Genomic DNA, 18,999 nt, shown 5'->3' with positions numbered 1-18,999 from the left:
AAAATACCACAAATATTTTTAATTGTGGTACTTTTGTACTGGAAACTTTTAAAATCCGCTCTTTTTTAATACATTCCAACAGTTTTATAGCTATTTTAGTACAAAAGTACCACAAATGTTGCTGATTGTGGTACTTTTGTACGGGATGATAGAATGGACAATGCATGGTTATTTGCCACTTGATTTCTTTCTCATCATTCTATTTTTCTCCTTTATCCGTTGTACTTAAACACCTTGACCATATCCTTGTCGCCACCCACGAGCTGGCTACATTTATTCAACATACCTGTATCGACGAAACCGCATTTCTCCATGACTCTTCCTGATGCAGGATTGCCTGTGAAATGGTCTGCCCAGATGTTTTCAAAATGCTTCTCGTTGATGCAGTAGTCGAGCATCAGCTTCAAGGCTTCGGTGCAGATTCCCTTGTTCCAATAAGGTTTTCCTATCCAGTAGCCCACCTCGCAGTCGTTTTCTCCGATAGGGATGTTGCTGGTCTCATGGGTGTAGTAGCCGATGCAGCCGATAGTCTCGCCAGTCTCTTTCAACACAATCGCCCATGTCGTTTCATTATGGAAGAATGTCCGGATTATCTCCCGACTATCCTCAACAGACTTATGCGCCGGCCATCCAGCACGTGGTCCTACGTCAGGGTCGGAGGCGTACTTGAAGAGCACCTCTGCATCTGATTCCTGCCAATATCGAAGTAAAATTCTTTCTGTTTCCATCAGATTATTTCAATGATATTCTTCGTTCTTTATATTTTTATCAATTCGTTCAGTTTATCTTCTCTGATAATCTTCGGCTGAGCCTTGCCAGCGAGAATGAGAATCTTCTTGCCGTTACGATAAATATGAAGTTGTCGTGAGCGAACCACGGCTGTCAGCTCCTCATCATTCTGCATGGCTTGCCAGATAGGATAATATACTCCCTCAGGTTCAAACAATTTCTTCTGAAGATGTGAACAGAGGTTTGTTGTATCAATAGCCATTTATTTTTTCTTTATCGTTTCATTAAATGTATTCCATTGCTTCTCAAATGACAAATCCTTTTCTATCGAATCAAAATAACTGATGTTGAAATTTTTCTCCCAAGGATTCCAGTTGCCGCAAATTCTGCCATCATGGGCGATAACAGGAAAGAAAATGCCATTATTAGTGTATGCAGAAGGCATTTGATGCGGATGGATCACTAATTCCCGGCTTTTATAACCAATCAGATATTCATCAAAGGGAGCTATCAGATGAGTCTTCCCACTTCTGAATCCACGTGTTCGACATGATTCATGCAGATAGAACCGATAGTCTTTCCATTTTTCAATCCTCAGTTCTGAACCAAGCAACTCAATGCCTCGTTGGCAATCAGAAGTGCTCAGTCCTGACCACCAGACGTAATCTTCGAATGTGGCTGGTGAATGGCTCTGAAAATATTTTCTTGCCAGAAGCATCAGCATTTCATCACGTTCCAGCCTGGCAGTTCGGGGAATCTTCTTTTCCGTGAGACTGTATGTTGCCTTTGTAGGAAGAAGATTGCCGCTGCAGAAAGTACCGTTCAATTCGTTAAAGCGAATGTGGTAGGATAGGCGATGTTTGTCCATGATGATGCCCTTTTCGAGCAAAGCCTCGTTCAGGTCTTTGCTTGTCACAGACTGCATTTCATCGGTTTTTTGAACAAATATCTCGTGAATCAGATTGAGCTCAGAATCATCGATGCTGATTTTATTACTCTTCATCCATCCTTTTACAACAGAAGTTGCCTTAGGTGAAATCAGGTCCAGCATCCACCAATAGTCTTCATTTGAAACCAGTTGCCAAGTGCCACGCAGCAGGTGAAGACGGACTATCTCACCCTCATCGTATGCATTCTTGAATGCGAAGGAAGAAGGTTTGCGAGTACGCATCATCACAGCCCATCTTACCATCCGGTAATCCTGGGCTTGCATGGCTCCAAAATGAGACACCACCTTTTGGGGAGTATCAAATTGAGGGCAGATGAGCTGCTGCGAAAGCAGGCGTATTGCTATTGGATTCATTGTTTCTGAGTCGTTAAAATTACGTTGATTATTTCAAAGCCTTGCCGTCAGAGAAAGCGTTGCCGACTTTCTCGCCCAGTTGGATATAGCCGTGATGAATAGGGTCGAAGACAATCAGCTCCATCTTCTCCATGTCTGGATTTCCGTCTTCTGCCAGGTACTTCTCATCTACAAGAATATTGACGATTTCAGCAACGAGATAATAGCCGGTTTCGCTTTCGTCATATTTCTCCTTGATGCGGCACTCCAGGGTCATCGGGAAATCGGTGAACACCGGAGCGTTGACCATGGTTGCCTTCTCGATGTTCCATCCCGTCTTCTCCATCTTCTTCGGGTCGTTCTTGGCAGAAACAATGCCCACGAAATCAGAAGCCACCATGGTCTTCTTGGTAGCGAAGGCAACGGTAAACTCGCCACCAAGCTTCAGGTTGTCTGTGGTGACGTGATTTCCCATCGAAATCATAATCTCCTTCATGTCCCACTGTCCAGCCCAGGCAGCGTTCATTGCGTTGGCAACTCCTTCCTTATTATATGTGCCGATAATCAGCACAGGCTGTGGTGCAAACCACGGCTTTGGTGAAAAACTTTTCATATGCTTCGTTCTTTTTTTTTATTAATTCATGTGTAAATACGCCATCAGCGCAATCTGTATCAGCAGAATGGCAGGAATGCCGTATTTGAATTTCTTGTGCATCGTCTTATGGTGCCAGACTTTCATTCCCATCCATGCCCCGATGCTTCCTCCAAGTACAGCCAGCAACAAAAGCGTGGCTTCCGAAATGCGCCACTTGGCTTTCTTGGCCTTGTATTTATCAATGCCGTACATGATGAATGCAACTGCATTGATGGCAAGGAGATAGTAGGTGAGGCAACTGTGTAATGTATTCATATCTTTCAACTTCTTCTTATCACTTTAAAATCCCAACTCCACATCCTTGCCGAATGGTGCGAGCGAAAGACCGGCCATCTTGAAATGCTGTTTTCCCCAAGGGATGCCGATGATGGTTATACATAAGAGAAAGCCGAAGAACAGATGCATGAGGCAAGCCCACAATCCTCCGAAAATCAGCCAAAGTAAATTCAGCGGAATGCGAATGTAACCAGTTGGACTATTCGATTCTCTTACTGTAGAACCAAAAGGCCATAGGCAGAGCAGGCCAATCTTGAATGTCTGTATCGCAAAGGGAATGCCGATGATGGTACATGCAAGAACCAGACTTCCGGTGAAATAACCGATGGCAGCTTCGAGACCTCCGAAGAGCCACCAAAGTAAGTTTCCTATTATGCGCATAAGATTATTCTTTTATATTTTTGATTATGTCAAGAAAGGATCAAGCGTAGCCAGCAGTTCGGCTTTATCTACCACACCGCTTGTGCGCCACAATACTTCTCCGTTTCGGAAAAGCATCAGCGTTGGCACGGATTGGATGCGGAATTGGCTTGCTGTTACGCCGTACTTATCTACATCCACCTTGATGATTCGGATGCGGTCGCCCAATACACTCTTCACCTGCTCCAGAATGGGGTGCATCGCCTTGCAAGGTTGGCACCATATAGCAAAGAAATCGACCAGAACAAGCTGGCCACTGTTTATTACATTATTGAATGTCTCCATAATTATTTGTCTATCTCCGTGAAACGATTGAAAGTTCTGCCGTCCCTCGTAACTTTCCCGAAGAACATCTTTTCCGGTCTTACCCAATAGGCTTGGTCTCCATAGAGAGCCTGATAAACCACCATGCGCTCCTGAGTCTCGGAGTCGAAGGCAGAATGGATGAACCTGTATTTGCCGCCCTTAAAGTGCTGGAAATATCTTTCTTCCTTTGCTGAAAACTCCATCAGCATTTTCTGGGCAAGGGGAGCATACCAGGTCTTCACCTCCTGCTCAGTAGGCGTATGACCGCCTGGGAAATGGAAGGCTTGGTTGTAGTGCTCCAGGAAGAGAGGGGAGAAGTGAGCCAGGGTGTCCTGCTCACCAAAAAGTCCCCACACACGATTCTTATAATAGGGGTTGCAATGGTCAAACTGCACGGCTTCCAGTTCCGCAAACTCCTCAATCAGCGCCTCGTCAATCACCAGTCGCTGATTTCCGTCCCTTCTCGGTGCCTTGTATTCATGCTCGCCGATTCGCTCCTTCAGAAACTCCGTCATCATGAAATACGGATTGCCGAGCAGGGCAGGAATGCCCACCACCGGAGCCAGCATCTGGGCGAGGAAAGAGCCGCAGCTGTTGCCCAGAAGCAAGTCGGGCTGTTCTCGGTCGATGATGGAGCGAATCTCCTTCAGTGCCTCCTTGGGGTGCAAAGGGAGGTCGGGAGTCAGCACCACCGCCGTCCCCTCAAACGCCTCTTTCAAGGCTCTCGCCATCGGACAGCTGCCCGTAGCGAAGAATCCGTGTAGGAAAAGTATCTTCTTCATGCTCTAATCTTCAATGTCTTGTTTACTTTGTGTCTCTTTTCTTGATAGGTCCGGAGTGATTGCCTCTATTCAGTTTGATTCCGTGCTTATTGAGAATGCGGAAAACGGAGCTTCGGCTTCTGAATCCGCTGGCTCTCCAGATTTCATCTATCGGATGTCCTGCAACATAGAGGTTCACCACAGTCTTCTCTCTGTCGAGCTTCTGCATCTTGCTGGCAGAAACAGGAGGCAGGGACACAATCATCTTCTCCTGCAGCTTGATTACATGCTCTGCTGATTTCCTGAGAGCAAGGACTTCGTCGGGCAGGGAACCCATCATTACCAATACGTCTGATGGCTTGGTTTCCGGGAACAGGATGTTGCTGGAGTCAATCCGGTCGTGGATGCTGATGATGCGAATGACCTTGACCCGGCAGAATTCCAGGAATATTGCCAGTTCACGACTGCCACGCAAGGCGTTGGAAAATTTCGGAATCACGAGTTCATCGCCTCTTTGCAATGCTGCCATCAGTTGTTTCCACAGCGGTCTGTGCGTTCGTTATCATCACTTTCTTCGATGATTCTTACACAACCGAACTCGTTCATCCATTTGCGGTCTTCTTCCAGTTTGTCATACTGGGATGTAGCCATGATGTAGCCTACTTTTGCCATATCAAAATGTTTTATTGACTGATAACTTGATAGTTATGCGCCTTTTTACGGCAGGATAACACCTGCTCAGGCACGATTCTTCTGCAAAGATACAAATTATATTCAGAAATGGATTCATACTATTTGGTTTTGTTGGTTCAGCAGACTGGATTTAACCTAATTTATAAATTAGGAGCGCATCTTCAATAATCATACTGCAAAGAGTATGAAACATAAAATAACATAAAGTCTGATTGTAGTGTCGTTAATGTGGAATTTTATCTGTATCTTTGCACGCAAAATTTTCAATTACATGCCAATGGATAATAGGAATACAGTACAGTTGAACAGTTTTGTCGGTTGCCTCGGTAACTCTTCAGCAACAGGTCTCAAAAACCAAATGAAAGAAAGTAAAGCAAGTGAAAGAAAAACAACTCAGCAGAGTTTATTCTTTCACTTGCTTTTTTTATGTGCCTTACTCATGATCACCTCATGCAGTGGAAGTCGTCAATATGATTTCAAGTCTTCAGAAGATGCCTTGAAACAGTACCAGGCTTTCTTTCAAACGATGAAAGGGCATTCTGACTCTGATGCAGAGCAGCTTGCAGGTTTCATCAACCAGTGGCACGAGTATGGAGACACCGTCTTGAACTACATTAAGAAGGATCCTTCGTTCAATGCGCACAGTGGGCTTTCCATGAAGTATGATCTGATTTCAGACTCCATCCGCACAGAACTTCTGGGGATGACAGGCAACTGTACTTTGAGTGATGTGGCTTATGTGAAGCTCCACACCTCTTTATATAAGGACAACAAGGAACTCGGCTCTCTGAAGGAAAATGCCATCAAGTTCTTCGCCACCTTGGATCAATCGCCTGCCTACGACTTGGAAGTTCACAAAGCCTTGGTCAACTATTCAAAGTTCCTTTTGAGCACTAAGTCGCATGGCATCAAGTCAAGAAAGGAACTCGTGGCATTCCTGCATGAGGAAGACCGCCATTTCCGCACGTTCCTCGCTCATATCGACGAATGCTCATCCATCGGAATGACGGAAATCACCAACCATACGGCAGACATCTGTTCTGCCATCTACAAGTCTGCTTCCAGGAATAAGCTGCCAGCTTCTGAGACCCTCGTCCTCATGTCGATGCGAACAGACCGCCGTCTGATTCTCAACGCCCAGGTTTGCCGTGACGCTTTGAAGCGAGGAAAAATCAGAGATGCTATCCAAGCCAATGCCTATCTCTGGATGATATTGCAGCCTTATCTCTCGATGGATGCGCTGGCCATTGCCATGCTCACCCCGGAACAGGCTCAGCTGATGACGGACATCGCCAAGGATTATCCTGCCATCATCACGAGACTTGAAGGCAAGCACCTTGTCAACAAGGAAGTGTCCAACAAGATTCCAGCCCAGCTGATGCGTCTTTACATATCAACCCTCTAATCTTTCATTATCATGTTACAGGAAGCTATCTACAAATTCAAGGCATCCGGCCCCATGCTGTTGCCAGAGCTGATTGACAATTATTGGATTGGCGAGATAAAGGCATACGAAGATTATGCCATTCTTCCCTACGAAGTGCATATCCCACAACCTATAGACAAGGTGATTGATATGTTCGAAATGAATGCCGACCTTGCCATTCTCTACCATCTGGAGCCATCAGTCCATACGGTGTTCGGACATGAATGCTGCGCCTACTGCTATCCGGTCACCGAAAGGATGTTCAAGATCAACTGCAAGACTTCCGCCGATGGACTCATCCACGAGTTGAATGTGACGATTTACAACTCCATCGAACTCATGTCGGCAGATCTTTTTGAAGACCTCCGGCTGCACGAGCGTCGCGGCACGTTCCGGGCTAAGCGAGAACACGTACAGATCATGAATGATTTCAACTGCGGTCTCTAGATGAACAAACAGACGTATTACCTGATTGCAGACATCATACAAAGATACAGAACATGGATAATAGTTAAAGATACGGAACTGCTGGTAGAGATGAGAATCCTGCAGGATGGGGTGTTGAAGACCCTGTTTTACAAGGGACTTTCGCTCCAGAGTTACAGAGATCATTACTCTTTCAGAAAGAAGCGAACCTGGAAAATCAATGAATACGACTTGAACCAGGGTCTGGCAGCTCTTTGTAGAAAAGATCCGAGCGCCAAGGGTAGAGTAGAGAAGGGCACTCTCACCCAGCGTGATGTCGAATACATTATAGAGAAAGCATCCTTCGGAATCGTCAAACTTGAATTAAGCGATTATGAGTACTAAACGAAAAGTATATACATTCTATATAATAGCCATCCTGGTAATGGTGCTTGTTCTGATGCTCTTTGATTTAAACATCATGGCCAAGGCGATTGTCGGACTGATGATAGTCTTCTGCATCTTCGTGATGCGAAGCATTCAGACGGCTTATCAGCTTCCTGATGACATCGACCCTGATACGATGCTCCCGATAGAGCCTCATGGCAAATCGACTGCAGCCATGTCCACAGAGAAGTTAGACCACAATTCCAATGTGGATCTCTATCTCCGTCTTCTTATAGAAGCAGATGAAGAACTGGCGAAAGACCCGACCATAGACCAGATGTCACCCAGTTACAACATCCAGTTAAATAACAGAATTGCCGAGCGACTTGAATCACTCGACAAAGGTAATAACAAGTAAAATAAAGGAATATATGATACAGATATTAACCCTCATCCGGTTTGCCTTTCCGTTCCTCCTGCTGACAGCGTTTTTCTGTCTTTACAGGAAGGAATATGGATTCATGAAGCGGTTTATGTGGAAGATGGCCATGTTTCAGAGTGCAAGAAATCTCTATGCCTATCTGGTCGTGCTGATGCTTATCTTCATCAACTGGTGTTGCCATGTCACAGCTCCCAATCTCTCTGTCGTAGTGTCAACGCTCCTGACCCTGGTATTGCTCAACAAGAAAATTGCAGAAAGCACCTTCCATCTTTTGCATGAGAGGAAAAAGCTGTGGTTCGCCACCTTGCTGCTCTCGATGGTTTGCTACGCCTTACCTTATATGAACAGCATATCTCTGTTCCTCTTTACTATCAGTGTGGCAGCAGTCTTCTATCCATCTGAAAGAGTTCTTCAGCTGAAGAGGCTTCCTGAGGCCATCAACAACCCGAAGGATCTGCTTGCGCTGATTATCAGAAATTACTATTAGGTGCCACCTGCAACTGGCACAGTATCATATCCACTTGCTCAACATTCCAAAATCAAAAATGACTCAAATGACTCATCATCCCAATCAACAGACACCCGAAGCAGACAGATGCCGAGGTGTTGACCGTTCATTGCTGGAGTTTCTGAAGCCGAAAGCAGAGGAACGTTACAGCAAGCTGGAAGCCTACTGCGACCTGCTTTCGAAAGCATCCTCAGGAGCCTATCAGTCTCCGGGAACCGATGGAGCCCTCCAACTGTTGCCCGGCCAGTTTGTTGCCACCATTTCCGAACTTGCCCGTCAGTGGCAATGGCAGCGTGCCACGGTTCGCCAGTTTATCTCCGGACTTACCAAACTTGGCCAGCTTTCCGTAGAGCCATACTCCAAGAGCTTCATCTTCTCTGTCAACCTGGAGCAACGTCTCTCTCTTCTTATCGAGAGTCCGGACGACATTCTCGACTTCTGCGCCATGCAGTTCATCCGCTTCATCAAAGGCAGAGCCACCGCCAGGGAAGTGGCCGATTCCTACAGCCGTTATTACGACTTGAAGATGAATATGGCCAAGCAGGAAGGATATGGAGGCATTCCTGCCAGGCGTGTACTCAACCAGCAAGCCCAGGTGTTTGATTCACTGGCAGTTTCCATCCTCGGTTATCTCAATCAGGAGAAAGAACTGCCTGAGGAGCTATCAGATTCCGTGAGCCTGCTCTTCGGAAAAGACCATGTCTGGGACTGGCACAAGGTGATCGATTCTCTTGGCATTCTGGCTAAAGCCATCAGTGGCAACACCAAGCCGAGTTATATGGACGAAGTGGCAACCCGATACTCGAAAGCGGAGACAGTACTCCTGGATTGCATCTTCGAGCACTACATCTGCTGCTCCGCATCCAACTACTATGTGAATCCCCCTCGTCCTCTTACTGAGGCCAGGGAGCCATCCGAAAAGGTAGCACCTGCGGAATCTTCCGACGATTAAAAACAGCAGTCATATTCCCCTTATTCCATGCGAGGCACGCTGATGGCGATCAGGACGCCCGTTAGCACATCGCTGAATGATTTCAAGCAACGTGAGGCAGCGTGCTTGCACGTGCCATTTTTTTTCAGTCTTGGGAAGCCTAATACCCCGACCTACTGAAGTAGTCGGGAGGGCTGACCAGATAAACAGCAAGCTGGGTCAGATTTCCTGGTGTTGCCAAGACTGAAAAAGGCTCATGGAGTAAGGACTATAGCAAAGAAATACGATATGGGAACATCATCAAAACAGGTCATGGACATCAAGGTTACCAAAGGCCTCGCTTCGGTAGGCAACGAAGAGTTGAGAGACTGGACGGAGAAGGGATGGAACCAGGCCATGCGTGAAGGCAACTACGACCGTAGCCGTGAACATCTCAACTTCGAGATCCGTCCAGGTGGCATGGTCGCCCCGATAGACAAGAGCCGTCCGCTTACCAGGCGCATGGCAGAAAATCTCGCCTCACGTGGCATCAAAGACCCCAACGAAGGACTGGCAGAACCACGTTTCCGAACCGTGGTGAATTTCATCTTCGGCGGTTCAACGGAACGTATGCGAGAGCTTGCCTTTGGTAATCAAGAGGTAGATTTTGAAAGCAAGGGTGGCAACGAGCATATCCGGCGAATGCCAGAAATAGAAAAGTGGGCACAGGACATCTACCGCTTTGTGGCAGATAAATATGGAGAGGAAAACATCGTCTCCTTCATCGTCCACTGCGATGAGAAGAATCCGCATGTCCACTGTGCGCTTCTGCCGATAGACAAGGATAAGAAGTTCGCCTTCAAGAAAATTTTCCATGGTCAGAACCGCATCGATTACAAGAACTATCTTCTTGCACTGCACGACGAACTGGCCAAGGTCAATGAGAAATGGGGACTCACGAGAGGGGTGTCGATAGCAGAGACTGGAGCACGTCACCGTTCTACGGAAGAGTATCGACGATGGCTTGCCAACGAGTGCGTGACGCTCGAAGCCCAGATGCTGAACACCCGGAAAGCCCTCGAAGATCTGAACGTGGAACTCTCCATCGCCCAGAAGAAGCAGAAATCCTTTACCTCTATGATAGAGAATCTGAAGGCTGAAATCAACCGCCTCGAAGCTGAACTCAAACCGCTGAGAGCCTTGCAAGCCAACAGCGACAACATCAGTGCCGACATCGCCCGTAAGATCCAGAGCCTTGAACAGCAGAAGGCAATGGTGGAAGATAAACTGGCAGACAAGGAGAAGAAACTTTCTGAGACCAACCAGTTGCTTGACACCCTACGTAATGACAAGGAAGAGATTGAGAAGCAGGCCAGTGAACTGGAAGACAAAGCCAACCAGTCTGAACTTTCCTGGGCGCACAACATGAGCTATCATCTCAACGGAGTGATGCTCGACACCCTGGCACATGAGTTTGCCATTCGCTTCCCGAATCTCCCTGACAGCGTGAAACTCGACTTCGACGGCACGCTTCTCTGTCAGTTGGCTGAAGACGGAAACCATGTTGTTAAGGTAGCCTTGAACCTCGTGTGCGGTTTCGTGGATGATGCCACGACCATCGCACAGACGCATGGAGGTGGAGGCGGCAGCCCGGGCTCTGGATGGGGCAAGCGACCGGATGAAGACGATAGGGAGTGGGCAAGAAGATGCTTGGCAATGGCACGCAAGATGTGCGCTCCATCCGTCAGAAAAAGAAAGAAAATGTAACACCATGCTCATTTGTTTACGCAAGTAATCAATCATCAAAGACAACAACATGAGAAAGAAAATATTATCAATAGCAATGATGTGTCTGGCTGCAATGACAGCTTCGGCACAAACTGCCAGACAGAGTTCTGACAGTCTTTATATCCAGAAATCGTACAGTCAGGAGCAGATGCTCATGCCTGTGAATCCTACATATCTCAAGAATGTAAGCGAAGCAGCCAACTGGGGTAGAAATTGGTTTATAGAAGCAAAGGGCGGGGCTTCAGCTTTTCTTGGGACGCCCATTGGTTGCGGTGACGTGTTCGACCGTGTCACTCCTCTCTTGCAGATAGGAGTCGGCAAATGGTTCACGCCCGCAATCGGTGGACGAATAGGATTTCAGGGACTCAGCTTCAAGAACGCAGAGTTCCATACGATGAAGTATCAGTTTGTCCATGCAGACTTTCTGTACAACATCACGTCCGGCATCCGTCAGAACGAAAGCGGAATCCCTCTTTGGGATGTGATTCCCTTCGTAGGTGTCGGCATGATTCATAATTCCGACTGGATCAACAACTGTACCTGCCAGGGCGGTTCAAGTGGCAGTCATCCGTTTGCTTTCACCTATGGCGTGGAAGCCCGTTACCGCATCAGCGACCGTGTTCATCTCGTAGGAGAGGTGAGAGGAATGCTGACCGCCAGGAACTTTGACGGCATCGGAACTTCTACCAAGTTCGGTGACAACATGCTTTCCGTTTCAGCCGGTCTGTCCTTCACGATAGGCAAGACGGGATGGAAGAGAGTAGTGGATGCAACTCCTTACATCGAGCAGAATCTCGCCCTCCAGGACTACATAGCCTACATGAGGGATAGGAATGCTCATCTGGAAAAGCGACTTGCAGGAAATGATGATGGCAAGACCGTCTATCCGAAAAACAGCTACAGCGGTCTCAACTCCCTCCGTGCCCGACTCTCGATGAATGGCAACAGTAATCAGGGTGCAATGGGCAGCGGTGATGGCAATATGGCAGGTAATGCTGAGGGTTACCGCTCAGATTCCCTTTCCTCTTCTGACCACATGAAAGTAAGCATTGGTGTTCCGGTGTATTTCTTCTTCAAGCTCAACTCCGACAAACTGGTTGACAAGTCACAGCTCGTAAACCTCGACGATATTGCGAAGATGGCTAAGCAGGAGAATCTGAATATTAAAATATCCGGTGCAGCTGATAGTGCTACTGGCACTCAGTCCGGCAACCAGGATCTGGGTAAGCGCCGTGCCAAGTTTATAGCCAAGGCACTCATCAAGCGAGGTGTAGATAAGAGCCAGATCAAGGCCTACAACTTAGGCGGAATCGACAAATATGCGGCGAATGAGGCAAACCGCTTTACAACCGTTCTCTTGCTGAAATAGGCTGAAACGTGTATTCATGAATACGTGAATACATGTACACATATATACATAATATATACTGAATGTAGCTTTTGAGTAAAAGCACTAAAATTCTTCTCTCATACATCAAGGGGAGTTTGCTCGTGATGAGTAAACTCCCCATAATTATCTTAAAAAAACTTATTTATTCAATAGAATGTTTTGATATTCAGAATATAATCATTATATTTGCACGTAATATTAGTGGCGATATTATGTGCAATATTAAATATTATATAGATGAAACAGCTGCATATTTCGGCAATATGTTGGGCGAAAAAGTAGCTTTGGAACCAGCAGATAAAGATTTGTTGGAAGGAATCCCTATGAATGTTTCTTCCAGGTTCTCTTTTTATAAAGGATGTATTTTGGGGCAGCACATTTTGATGGCTTACCTAAAGGATGGTGACTCAGTACCACCTGCCCAGTTGAAGAAGCAATTGGATATTATACATCGACAGACACAGCTCTTCGTCGTATTAATCACTCCATGCATTTCATCTTATAATAAGGTAAGATTGGTGGCACAAAAAGTTAACTTTGTTATCCCCAACAGGCAAATGTTCCTGCCATCTCTTTTGCTTGACATCCAGCCAGACAGAAAGGTGGGCTTGGATTTGAAAGAAACCATTCCTCCCTTTGCCCAATGTTTGTTGCTTTATCATTTGCAGATTGAATCCATTGTTGGGACAACTGGTTATGGACTGAGCGATAAGTTTGGCGTTTCTTATGCGACAGCAAACAAATCATTGCGCTGGCTTGTCTCCAAAGATCTGATTAAGTTGGAAGGAGTAAAGACAAAGACGGTGCAAATTGATATAAGCAATAGGGAACTTTGGAATAAAGCATTGCCAATGTTAGTCTCTCCGATAGAGCAGCTTTACTATACGGATGCTATACTTGAAGGACAACAGATAAGTGGGGTGAATGCACTGGCTTCCTACACGATGCTTAATGAAGAATCAAGGCAGTGTTGGGCTGTTACAAAGAAAGAACTGAAAATTTTGGCCGTCGCAACCGACAAGCAGTTCGGAGAAAATGAAATCCAAGTTTGGAAGTATAATCCCAAAATGTTAAGTACAGAAGGAGTAGTTGATAAGCTCTCGCTTTATCTGTCATTGAAAGACAATGAAGATGAGCGAATACAAATAGAGTTAGAACGATTGATAAATGAAATGTCATGGTAAGAGGAATAGATACATTCAAGGAGTTCTTCAAAGGTTTTGAGGACAATTATGTTATAATAGGTGGTACGGCATGCGAAATCCATGAGGATTTGTATGCTCAGGTACCTCGTGCTACTAAGGATATTGACATTATCTTAGTGGTTGAAGCTTTGTCGGCTGAGTTTGTAGCCAAATTCTGGGAGTTTGTAAAGAAGGGCAATTATGAGCAGCGAAACAAGGGTGTTAATGAGAATGTTGAGCCCAAACATGAATATTTCCGCTTCATGAAGCCTGCTAATTCTGCTTTCCCATATCAGGTTGAACTCTTTTCACGAAGTCTTGGCTTGATGAATTTCCCAGAGGAGGCTCGTATTACACCGATTCCAGTGGATGAAGACCTTTCAAGTTTATCGGCAATACTCATGGATGAAGACTATTATCGTTTCACGATAGAACATAGCTTGCAGGAAGATGGCGTGCATATCGCCAACATCGAGAGTCTTATCTGTTTGAAAAGCAAGGCTTTCTTGGATTTGAGTCAAAGAAAAGCTAAAGGTGAAAGTGTTGATAGCAAGCATATTGCAAAGCATAAGAAAGATGTTTTTCGTCTTGCAGCAATGCTTACTCCAGCAAGTAGATATGAACTGCCCAATACATTAAAAACTGATGTTTGTGACTTTTGTGATGCTATCATGCAGGATTTGCCTAATGCCGATTTCATCAAGTCAGCAGGTCTTGGCAATGTGACAAGCCTGCAGATTATAGAACAACTTAAGAAATCAATGTTGTAGTCATGGTTAAGATACAATATGCTTCAGATTTGCATTTGGAATTCATGGAGAATACCCTGTATTTGGAGACTCATCCTCTTCAGCCAGTTGCTGACATCCTGGTGTTAGCTGGAGATACTGGCTATTTAGATGATGAAGGCTTTGTCAAGCATCCATTCTGGGATTGGGCTTCAGAGAATTTCAAGGAAGTAATAGTAATACCAGGTAATCATGAGTTTTATTTGGGTTATGACTTGGGGCAACTCCAGGATGGATGGTGCATGGAAATTCGGCACAATATCAAATGCTATTATAATGCAGTAATACATCTTTCGGATGATACAGACCTCATCGTTTCTACACTATGGGGATATATAGAGCCGCAGGATGCTTTTTCAACCGAGCGCAGAGTAAATGATTTCTACCGTATTAAGGATTGTGGCGTTGTGATAAATAGTGAACGGTTTAATCAAGAGCATGCTAAGTGCCGTGCTTTCATCGAAAAGGCTGTTAGTGAGAGCCAGGCAAAGCATATTGTTGTGGCAACGCATCATGTTCCATCATTTCAACTGGTGTCTCCGGATTTCAAGGGAAGTCCGATAAACGGTGCTTTCACAGCAGAGCTGGGGAACTTCATTGCTTATAGCCGAATAGATTATTGGATTTATGGTCATTCTCATCGTAACATAGACAGGATAATAGGAAATACTCAATGTGTTTCGAATCAGCTTGGGTATGTGAGTCATGGAGAATCTGAGTCTTTTGATTCAAAGAAATGTATTGATCACTTAAATCGTCGGTCATGACCGACGATTTAATTTTCATTATGAAACTTTACGCTTGCACTCAAAATGACCATGAAAGTATTTATTGCATAAAAAAGACAGCCAACATAGTGACTGTCTTTAATTGAATCGGATGAATTATCGTCCTCGATGGTAATGTTGCTCTTCTTCCTGAGCAACAACCTCTTCTTTTTCCATTTGCTTGGCAACTTCCTTTACGTCGTCTGTTGCATCCTCTGGGAGACCGTAGCGGATGATGTTATCCTTGATTTCCTCTGCGCTTACCTTGCGCATCACATCGTATGTGCCTCCAACAGTCGGATTATATACCACAGCATAATGCTCATCCTCAACAAGGAGGTCATCGCCACGGTATTTAGTTGGTGAAAGATTGATTTTGGAGAGCTCAGGAGCATCACCTTGGTCGTATTCCTTAGCCTCAGTAAGGAGTGCATCGTAGTTGCCGTCATTTTTGAACTTGTCGAGACGGTCTGTAGCATCGGTAGTCTGGAGATACGCCACTGAAGCGTAATACATCGTTGGAGCTTTCTCTTGCTTCTGCTCAGCCTTTTGACTTTGCTCCTGGTCTATTTTCAGCTGCATAGCATCAATATGCTGGTTGATCATGTGCGAAGCCTTCTTCACATCGGTAAGCGTAGTCTTGATGAACTCAGGTGACTCCTTCAAGCTGTCCAACCAACTCTTGAGGTAACTGGCACTGTCTTCCTTCAAGTGCTTGGTCATACCGAAACGCTGTGCTACCAGAGCGGCACTTAGTTCAGCAACAAGTTCCTCACGGGCGTATTCTGCGCTTCCGAAAGATGCAGGCTTCAATCTGCCCAAATGGTTCTCTGAGCCCGTAGAGTGAGCCATCTCATGTCCGAGATTGGTGTAGAAGGACTCTCCATCCTTGAACTGGCGTTTCTCTGGAATGACAATCTCATTCTTCGAAATGCTGTAGTAGGCATTGTCGCCATAGACAGGCTTGATAGGACAGATCCATCCGTTTTCCTTAATCATCTTATCCATGGCAGGGAAGGAGAAGTCATCACCCTGATTCAAAGGTCTGTTCACTCCTGCAGCTGCCTCCAGCTTCTTGTAGAGTTCCGGACGAGCTTCCTGCAAGTTGGTCTGCGCCACATTAAATACATTGTAAACCTGCAATTTAGGATATACGTTATACTCCTTGCGTCGCTCTTCGGACATCAGGCGGTAGTCATCGTATTTGATTTTCTCTCTTGTCTCCTTGTTCACAACGGTGAAAGTCGTGATGAAAACAGGGAAACTCTTCTCGCCTTTGAGGATTGTCACCTGAGGCAAAGCTTCGCCGTTGTTGTCCTTAACCTGCTGTCTTCTTCCTTGCTTGTCCTTATTGAAGTTCAGACCGGCCACTCTGTCGAAGGTGCAGAACACAGGCAACTTATATCCCTGCTTCTCACAGTGCATGATGAGCATCAGGGCATTCATGCCGTTATACTCACGCCCAGACAGGTTCTTCGGCCATGTCAAGGAACCTTCAGTAAACCAAGGCTTCTTCCAGTCGTTCTGCAAGGTGTTGATCTTCTCAATCATCATCTCGGCAAACTTGTCCAAAGCCCGGTCTTCACTGCTACGGCCATCAGTATTATATTTCTTGTAATCAGCCATACTTATTCATTATTGGTTGGTGGATGCTGCTTTCTTTTCCCATGGAGTAAGCTCTGTGACACGGCAAGTGAGGTCGAGGCGGTCGTTGTAGGCTCCCACCTGCAGATCACCCTTGGCATTGATGCCAGCCTTAGCCTGTACCCAGTCGGCCTTTGTAGTGTCAAACTGCATGAAACGAATCCAGGTGTAGGCATAGCTGTCACCATCCTTCTCGCTGCTGTAGGCAGAGAATAGGGTATAAGGCTTGCCTTTCTTGTCGGTCTTCACCTCAACCTGCTTGCCGATGGTTCCTCGGAACTCCATGGTGCCGATGATTGCGTCCTGGCTTCCTGCATTGAAGGTATTCACTCCCGAAGCCGAGAGATTGAGGTAAAGCGCATCGCCTTTCTTATGGAATTGGAGAACTCCAGCCACCTCGATACGGGAACCTACTGGATAGTTGACCAGTTCTGCCTGGTTGTCACCATCCTTGGCTACGCTGATTTCTACAGTCTTGTTGATACCGGTCTTGGCTTGAACCACTACGCTGATTCCAAACGAGATAAACTGCTTACCTTCCTTGTTGGCACGCATCTGTGCCTGGCGACATACCGTGCCGCATACGGTTACATTACATTTAATCATAATAAACTTGGCTTATTGTGTTTTACTTCATTATTTGATTTGAACAGATTCCTGTCTGTCCTGCTGATTGTCAACGCCTTTCTGGTAATTCTGTGACATCTGCTGAGATACCGTCGCTGCCTGGATGATAGAGGCAACACCTCTTCGCTTGTCATCATCGCTCAGATTGGCATTGCCGAGCGTCTGCTGGAGCTTTGTCATTTCAGCCTGGGTCATTTCTCTTGTAAACTGGACGGTTCCGTTATCTACATGGAGATAAGGCTTACCATCCTGAATGTTCACGGAACAGGCTTTATAAGAGGGAAGGAGCGAGGAGAGGTCGATGCTCTTGCTGACAACCGAGTCGGTCACAGTCTGCATTTTCTCTTCTTCGCTCTTGTTGTCTATCTGCAGGGCAAGTGCCATGAGAGAGGTGAACATGGTCATAGCCATCTCAATGACAGGGTCTTCGCCTGGCATTTTTACTCCGCTGTCCTCAGATGACAGAAGTTTCCTCATCCAGGCTTCCGGACTTTGTGCCATATCTTGCACTTCGCCTTGCGAGGCAGGATTGCTAACCTTATACTGAGCGGTGATGTCCTTGCCGTTGTGGAGAGTCTGCAGCTGGATATTTCCCTTTTGAGAGATTTCAGCAAGATACGCAGCAGGGTCTATATCCCGTGCCTTGCCATCTGCAGAGATGCTTTTCACTCCAAAATGCAGATGCTCACCAGTGGTTCTGGTTCCCGTATTGCCAGTCACGCCCAATCGCTGACCGGCATTGACGTTATCTCCAGCCTTGACGGCAATGCTGCTCAGGTGCATGTAGGTACATTGATACTTGCTGCCGTCATTTCTGTTGTATTCTACAGTTACAGACAGTCCACCTGCAGTATTCGGATTGTTGTTGACCCGAGTGACCTTACCCTTATCTTCCGTAGCCAGTACATTGTCATGCCTGGCTTGAATGTCGATGCCCTTGTGCATTTGCGTATTGGCCGGATTGAGCGGATCTTTCCTCATTCCGAAGGGTGATGTGACGAGCATAAACTCGTTTCTCTTCAAGGGATAGGAATACTTTTCACTCTCCGCAGGCTTTGAAACACTCGTTTTCTGGCTGCTTTGTTCTCCTTGCTGACGAGGATTGGTTTCGGTACCGAATGATTTTCCTTGCGCTTTCATCTCCTTCATGACCATCTGGTCATACTTCTGCAGGTTGTTCTTCTCGATGATGCTCTGAAGACTTGAAGCGTACTTCTTGTTGGAGGCATAGCCGGAGTTCTGCAGTCCGTTTGTCCATCCCTTGTAGTCATCAGGGGATAGCTTGAAGAGCGAGCTGTATCTCTTGTTTCCTTTCAGAAACTGAGAATGATGTTCGTATGAGTCGCCAACAGAAGCATATTGACAGAACTTCTCGTTGGGACGGTCATCGGTATATACAAGGTACTTGCCACCGTTCTGAACCCAACCGGAAGTAGCCTTGATGCCGAAATGATTGTTTCCCTTTCGGGATAACTCGCTCTGTCCGCTTGCACTCTCGCAGATGCCTTGTGCAAGGGTGACAGAAGCAGGTATGCCATATCGTCGCATCTGCTCCATGGCATACTCTGCATATTGTTCTACATATTCTTGATTCCTTGACATGATGATTAC

General features: G+C 46.1%; 22 protein-coding genes and 1 pseudogene. 11 read left to right on the top strand and 12 right to left on the bottom strand.

Features of this window, described 5'->3' with window-relative positions:
* Positions 1-212: 212 nt before the first annotated feature.
* The 9 genes and pseudogenes from CHL74_RS07175 to CHL74_RS07135 all read right to left on the bottom strand — a co-directional run bounded on the left by CHL74_RS07175 (position 213) and on the right by CHL74_RS07135 (position 5,101).
* Positions 213-728: a GNAT family N-acetyltransferase gene (locus CHL74_RS07175; protein ID WP_094880483.1), complete on the bottom strand. Its 516-nt coding sequence runs from the start codon at positions 726-728 to the stop codon at positions 213-215.
* A 29-nt stretch (positions 729-757) separates the two neighbouring features.
* Positions 758-991, bottom strand: coding sequence for a hypothetical protein (locus CHL74_RS07170; RefSeq protein ID WP_094880482.1), 234 nt, complete (start codon positions 989-991; stop codon positions 758-760).
* Positions 992-2,032, bottom strand: a complete 1,041-nt coding sequence (locus CHL74_RS07165; RefSeq protein ID WP_094880481.1) for a winged helix DNA-binding domain-containing protein — start codon at positions 2,030-2,032, stop codon at positions 992-994.
* Positions 2,033-2,060: 28 nt separating this feature from the next.
* On the bottom strand, positions 2,061-2,624 hold the full coding sequence (locus tag CHL74_RS07160; RefSeq protein ID WP_094880480.1) for a flavin reductase family protein: 564 nt from the start codon (positions 2,622-2,624) through the stop codon (positions 2,061-2,063).
* Between the two features lie 21 nt (positions 2,625-2,645).
* Positions 2,646-2,921 (bottom strand): DUF1294 domain-containing protein, encoded by a 276-nt coding sequence (locus CHL74_RS07155; protein ID WP_022121767.1) that lies wholly within the window; start codon positions 2,919-2,921, stop codon positions 2,646-2,648.
* 24 nt (positions 2,922-2,945) lie between these two features.
* Complete coding sequence (locus CHL74_RS07150; protein ID WP_094880479.1) at positions 2,946-3,323, bottom strand: YccF domain-containing protein; 378 nt, start codon at positions 3,321-3,323, stop codon at positions 2,946-2,948.
* A 24-nt stretch (positions 3,324-3,347) separates the two neighbouring features.
* Entirely contained in the window at positions 3,348-3,647 is a 300-nt protein-coding gene (gene trxA / locus CHL74_RS07145; RefSeq protein WP_094880478.1) for a thioredoxin, read from the bottom strand.
* Between the two features lie 2 nt (positions 3,648-3,649).
* Positions 3,650-4,450, bottom strand: coding sequence for a YqiA/YcfP family alpha/beta fold hydrolase (locus CHL74_RS07140; RefSeq protein ID WP_094880477.1), 801 nt, complete (start codon positions 4,448-4,450; stop codon positions 3,650-3,652).
* 22 nt (positions 4,451-4,472) lie between these two features.
* Positions 4,473-5,101: pseudogene (locus CHL74_RS07135) on the bottom strand (recombinase family protein).
* A 547-nt stretch (positions 5,102-5,648) separates the two neighbouring features.
* Between CHL74_RS07135 and CHL74_RS07130 the strand changes: the two are divergent.
* The 11 genes from CHL74_RS07130 (at position 5,649) to CHL74_RS07080 (ending at position 15,117) form a co-directional block, all read left to right on the top strand.
* On the top strand, positions 5,649-6,527 hold the full coding sequence (locus CHL74_RS07130) for a hypothetical protein (protein WP_254923241.1): 879 nt from the start codon (positions 5,649-5,651) through the stop codon (positions 6,525-6,527).
* A gap of 12 nt (positions 6,528-6,539) precedes the next feature.
* Positions 6,540-6,995 carry a hypothetical protein gene (locus tag CHL74_RS07125; protein ID WP_094880475.1) on the top strand — a complete coding sequence of 152 codons (456 nt, stop codon included), beginning with the start codon at positions 6,540-6,542 and terminating at the stop codon, positions 6,993-6,995.
* Positions 6,996-7,358, top strand: a complete 363-nt coding sequence (locus CHL74_RS07120; RefSeq protein ID WP_094880474.1) for a hypothetical protein — start codon at positions 6,996-6,998, stop codon at positions 7,356-7,358. It abuts the gene before it with no gap.
* Positions 7,348-7,758 (top strand): hypothetical protein, encoded by a 411-nt coding sequence (locus CHL74_RS07115; protein ID WP_094880473.1) that lies wholly within the window; start codon positions 7,348-7,350, stop codon positions 7,756-7,758. Before CHL74_RS07120 ends, CHL74_RS07115 begins: the two co-directional genes overlap by 11 nt.
* Positions 7,759-7,771: 13 nt before the next feature.
* Positions 7,772-8,269 (top strand): hypothetical protein, encoded by a 498-nt coding sequence (locus CHL74_RS07110; RefSeq protein WP_094880472.1) that lies wholly within the window; start codon positions 7,772-7,774, stop codon positions 8,267-8,269.
* A 58-nt stretch (positions 8,270-8,327) separates the two neighbouring features.
* Entirely contained in the window at positions 8,328-9,242 is a 915-nt protein-coding gene (locus tag CHL74_RS07105; RefSeq protein WP_141241263.1) for a hypothetical protein, read from the top strand.
* A gap of 267 nt (positions 9,243-9,509) precedes the next feature.
* Entirely contained in the window at positions 9,510-10,967 is a 1,458-nt protein-coding gene (gene mobV, locus CHL74_RS07100) for a MobV family relaxase (protein ID WP_094880470.1), read from the top strand.
* Between the two features lie 49 nt (positions 10,968-11,016).
* A complete protein-coding gene (locus CHL74_RS07095; RefSeq protein ID WP_094880469.1) occupies positions 11,017-12,357 on the top strand; it encodes an OmpA family protein in 1,341 nt (446 codons plus the stop codon).
* A 125-nt stretch (positions 12,358-12,482) separates the two neighbouring features.
* Entirely contained in the window at positions 12,483-13,562 is a 1,080-nt protein-coding gene (locus CHL74_RS07090; protein WP_094880468.1) for a hypothetical protein, read from the top strand.
* The gene (locus CHL74_RS07085; protein WP_094880467.1) at positions 13,556-14,332 is read left to right on the top strand and encodes a hypothetical protein; all 777 of its coding nucleotides are present in this window, start codon (positions 13,556-13,558) and stop codon (positions 14,330-14,332) included. The genes CHL74_RS07090 and CHL74_RS07085 overlap by 7 nt, the downstream gene beginning before the upstream one ends.
* A 2-nt stretch (positions 14,333-14,334) precedes the next feature.
* On the top strand, positions 14,335-15,117 hold the full coding sequence (locus tag CHL74_RS07080) for a metallophosphoesterase (protein ID WP_094880466.1): 783 nt from the start codon (positions 14,335-14,337) through the stop codon (positions 15,115-15,117).
* Positions 15,118-15,234: 117 nt separating this feature from the next.
* Here CHL74_RS07080 and CHL74_RS07075 read toward each other — a convergent pair whose 3' ends face one another.
* The 3 genes from CHL74_RS07075 to CHL74_RS07065 are packed head-to-tail and all read right to left on the bottom strand — an operon-like array spanning position 15,235 to position 18,990.
* Entirely contained in the window at positions 15,235-16,743 is a 1,509-nt protein-coding gene (locus CHL74_RS07075; RefSeq protein WP_094880465.1) for a zincin-like metallopeptidase domain-containing protein, read from the bottom strand.
* Positions 16,744-16,752: 9 nt separating this feature from the next.
* Positions 16,753-17,367 (bottom strand): hypothetical protein, encoded by a 615-nt coding sequence (locus CHL74_RS07070; protein ID WP_094880464.1) that lies wholly within the window; start codon positions 17,365-17,367, stop codon positions 16,753-16,755.
* A 30-nt stretch (positions 17,368-17,397) separates the two neighbouring features.
* A complete protein-coding gene (locus CHL74_RS07065) occupies positions 17,398-18,990 on the bottom strand; it encodes a glucosaminidase domain-containing protein (RefSeq protein WP_094880463.1) in 1,593 nt (530 codons plus the stop codon).
* Positions 18,991-18,999: the final 9 nt, after the last annotated feature.

This window comes from Prevotella sp. 885 (genome assembly GCF_002265625.1).
Classification (GTDB): domain Bacteria; phylum Bacteroidota; class Bacteroidia; order Bacteroidales; family Bacteroidaceae; genus Prevotella.
The sequence above is the reverse complement of the archived record's forward strand: the minus strand, read 5'-3'. Positions and strand labels throughout refer to the sequence as shown.

Coding starts and splice junctions, on each gene's coding strand:
- CHL74_RS07175 (WP_094880483.1), bottom strand. CDS start 728: ATGGAAACAGAAAGAATTTTACTTCGATATTGGCAGGAATCAGATGCA.
- CHL74_RS07170 (WP_094880482.1), bottom strand. CDS start 991: ATGGCTATTGATACAACAAACCTCTGTTCACATCTTCAGAAGAAATTG.
- CHL74_RS07165 (WP_094880481.1), bottom strand. CDS start 2,032: ATGAATCCAATAGCAATACGCCTGCTTTCGCAGCAGCTCATCTGCCCT.
- CHL74_RS07160 (WP_094880480.1), bottom strand. CDS start 2,624: ATGAAAAGTTTTTCACCAAAGCCGTGGTTTGCACCACAGCCTGTGCTG.
- CHL74_RS07155 (WP_022121767.1), bottom strand. CDS start 2,921: ATGAATACATTACACAGTTGCCTCACCTACTATCTCCTTGCCATCAAT.
- CHL74_RS07150 (WP_094880479.1), bottom strand. CDS start 3,323: ATGCGCATAATAGGAAACTTACTTTGGTGGCTCTTCGGAGGTCTCGAA.
- trxA (WP_094880478.1), bottom strand. CDS start 3,647: ATGGAGACATTCAATAATGTAATAAACAGTGGCCAGCTTGTTCTGGTC.
- CHL74_RS07140 (WP_094880477.1), bottom strand. CDS start 4,450: ATGAAGAAGATACTTTTCCTACACGGATTCTTCGCTACGGGCAGCTGT.
- CHL74_RS07130 (WP_254923241.1), top strand. CDS start 5,649: ATGAAAGGGCATTCTGACTCTGATGCAGAGCAGCTTGCAGGTTTCATC.
- CHL74_RS07125 (WP_094880475.1), top strand. CDS start 6,540: ATGTTACAGGAAGCTATCTACAAATTCAAGGCATCCGGCCCCATGCTG.
- CHL74_RS07120 (WP_094880474.1), top strand. CDS start 6,996: ATGAACAAACAGACGTATTACCTGATTGCAGACATCATACAAAGATAC.
- CHL74_RS07115 (WP_094880473.1), top strand. CDS start 7,348: ATGAGTACTAAACGAAAAGTATATACATTCTATATAATAGCCATCCTG.
- CHL74_RS07110 (WP_094880472.1), top strand. CDS start 7,772: ATGATACAGATATTAACCCTCATCCGGTTTGCCTTTCCGTTCCTCCTG.
- CHL74_RS07105 (WP_141241263.1), top strand. CDS start 8,328: ATGACTCAAATGACTCATCATCCCAATCAACAGACACCCGAAGCAGAC.
- mobV (WP_094880470.1), top strand. CDS start 9,510: ATGGGAACATCATCAAAACAGGTCATGGACATCAAGGTTACCAAAGGC.
- CHL74_RS07095 (WP_094880469.1), top strand. CDS start 11,017: ATGAGAAAGAAAATATTATCAATAGCAATGATGTGTCTGGCTGCAATG.
- CHL74_RS07090 (WP_094880468.1), top strand. CDS start 12,483: ATGAGTAAACTCCCCATAATTATCTTAAAAAAACTTATTTATTCAATA.
- CHL74_RS07085 (WP_094880467.1), top strand. CDS start 13,556: ATGGTAAGAGGAATAGATACATTCAAGGAGTTCTTCAAAGGTTTTGAG.
- CHL74_RS07080 (WP_094880466.1), top strand. CDS start 14,335: ATGGTTAAGATACAATATGCTTCAGATTTGCATTTGGAATTCATGGAG.
- CHL74_RS07075 (WP_094880465.1), bottom strand. CDS start 16,743: ATGGCTGATTACAAGAAATATAATACTGATGGCCGTAGCAGTGAAGAC.
- CHL74_RS07070 (WP_094880464.1), bottom strand. CDS start 17,367: ATGATTAAATGTAATGTAACCGTATGCGGCACGGTATGTCGCCAGGCA.
- CHL74_RS07065 (WP_094880463.1), bottom strand. CDS start 18,990: ATGTCAAGGAATCAAGAATATGTAGAACAATATGCAGAGTATGCCATG.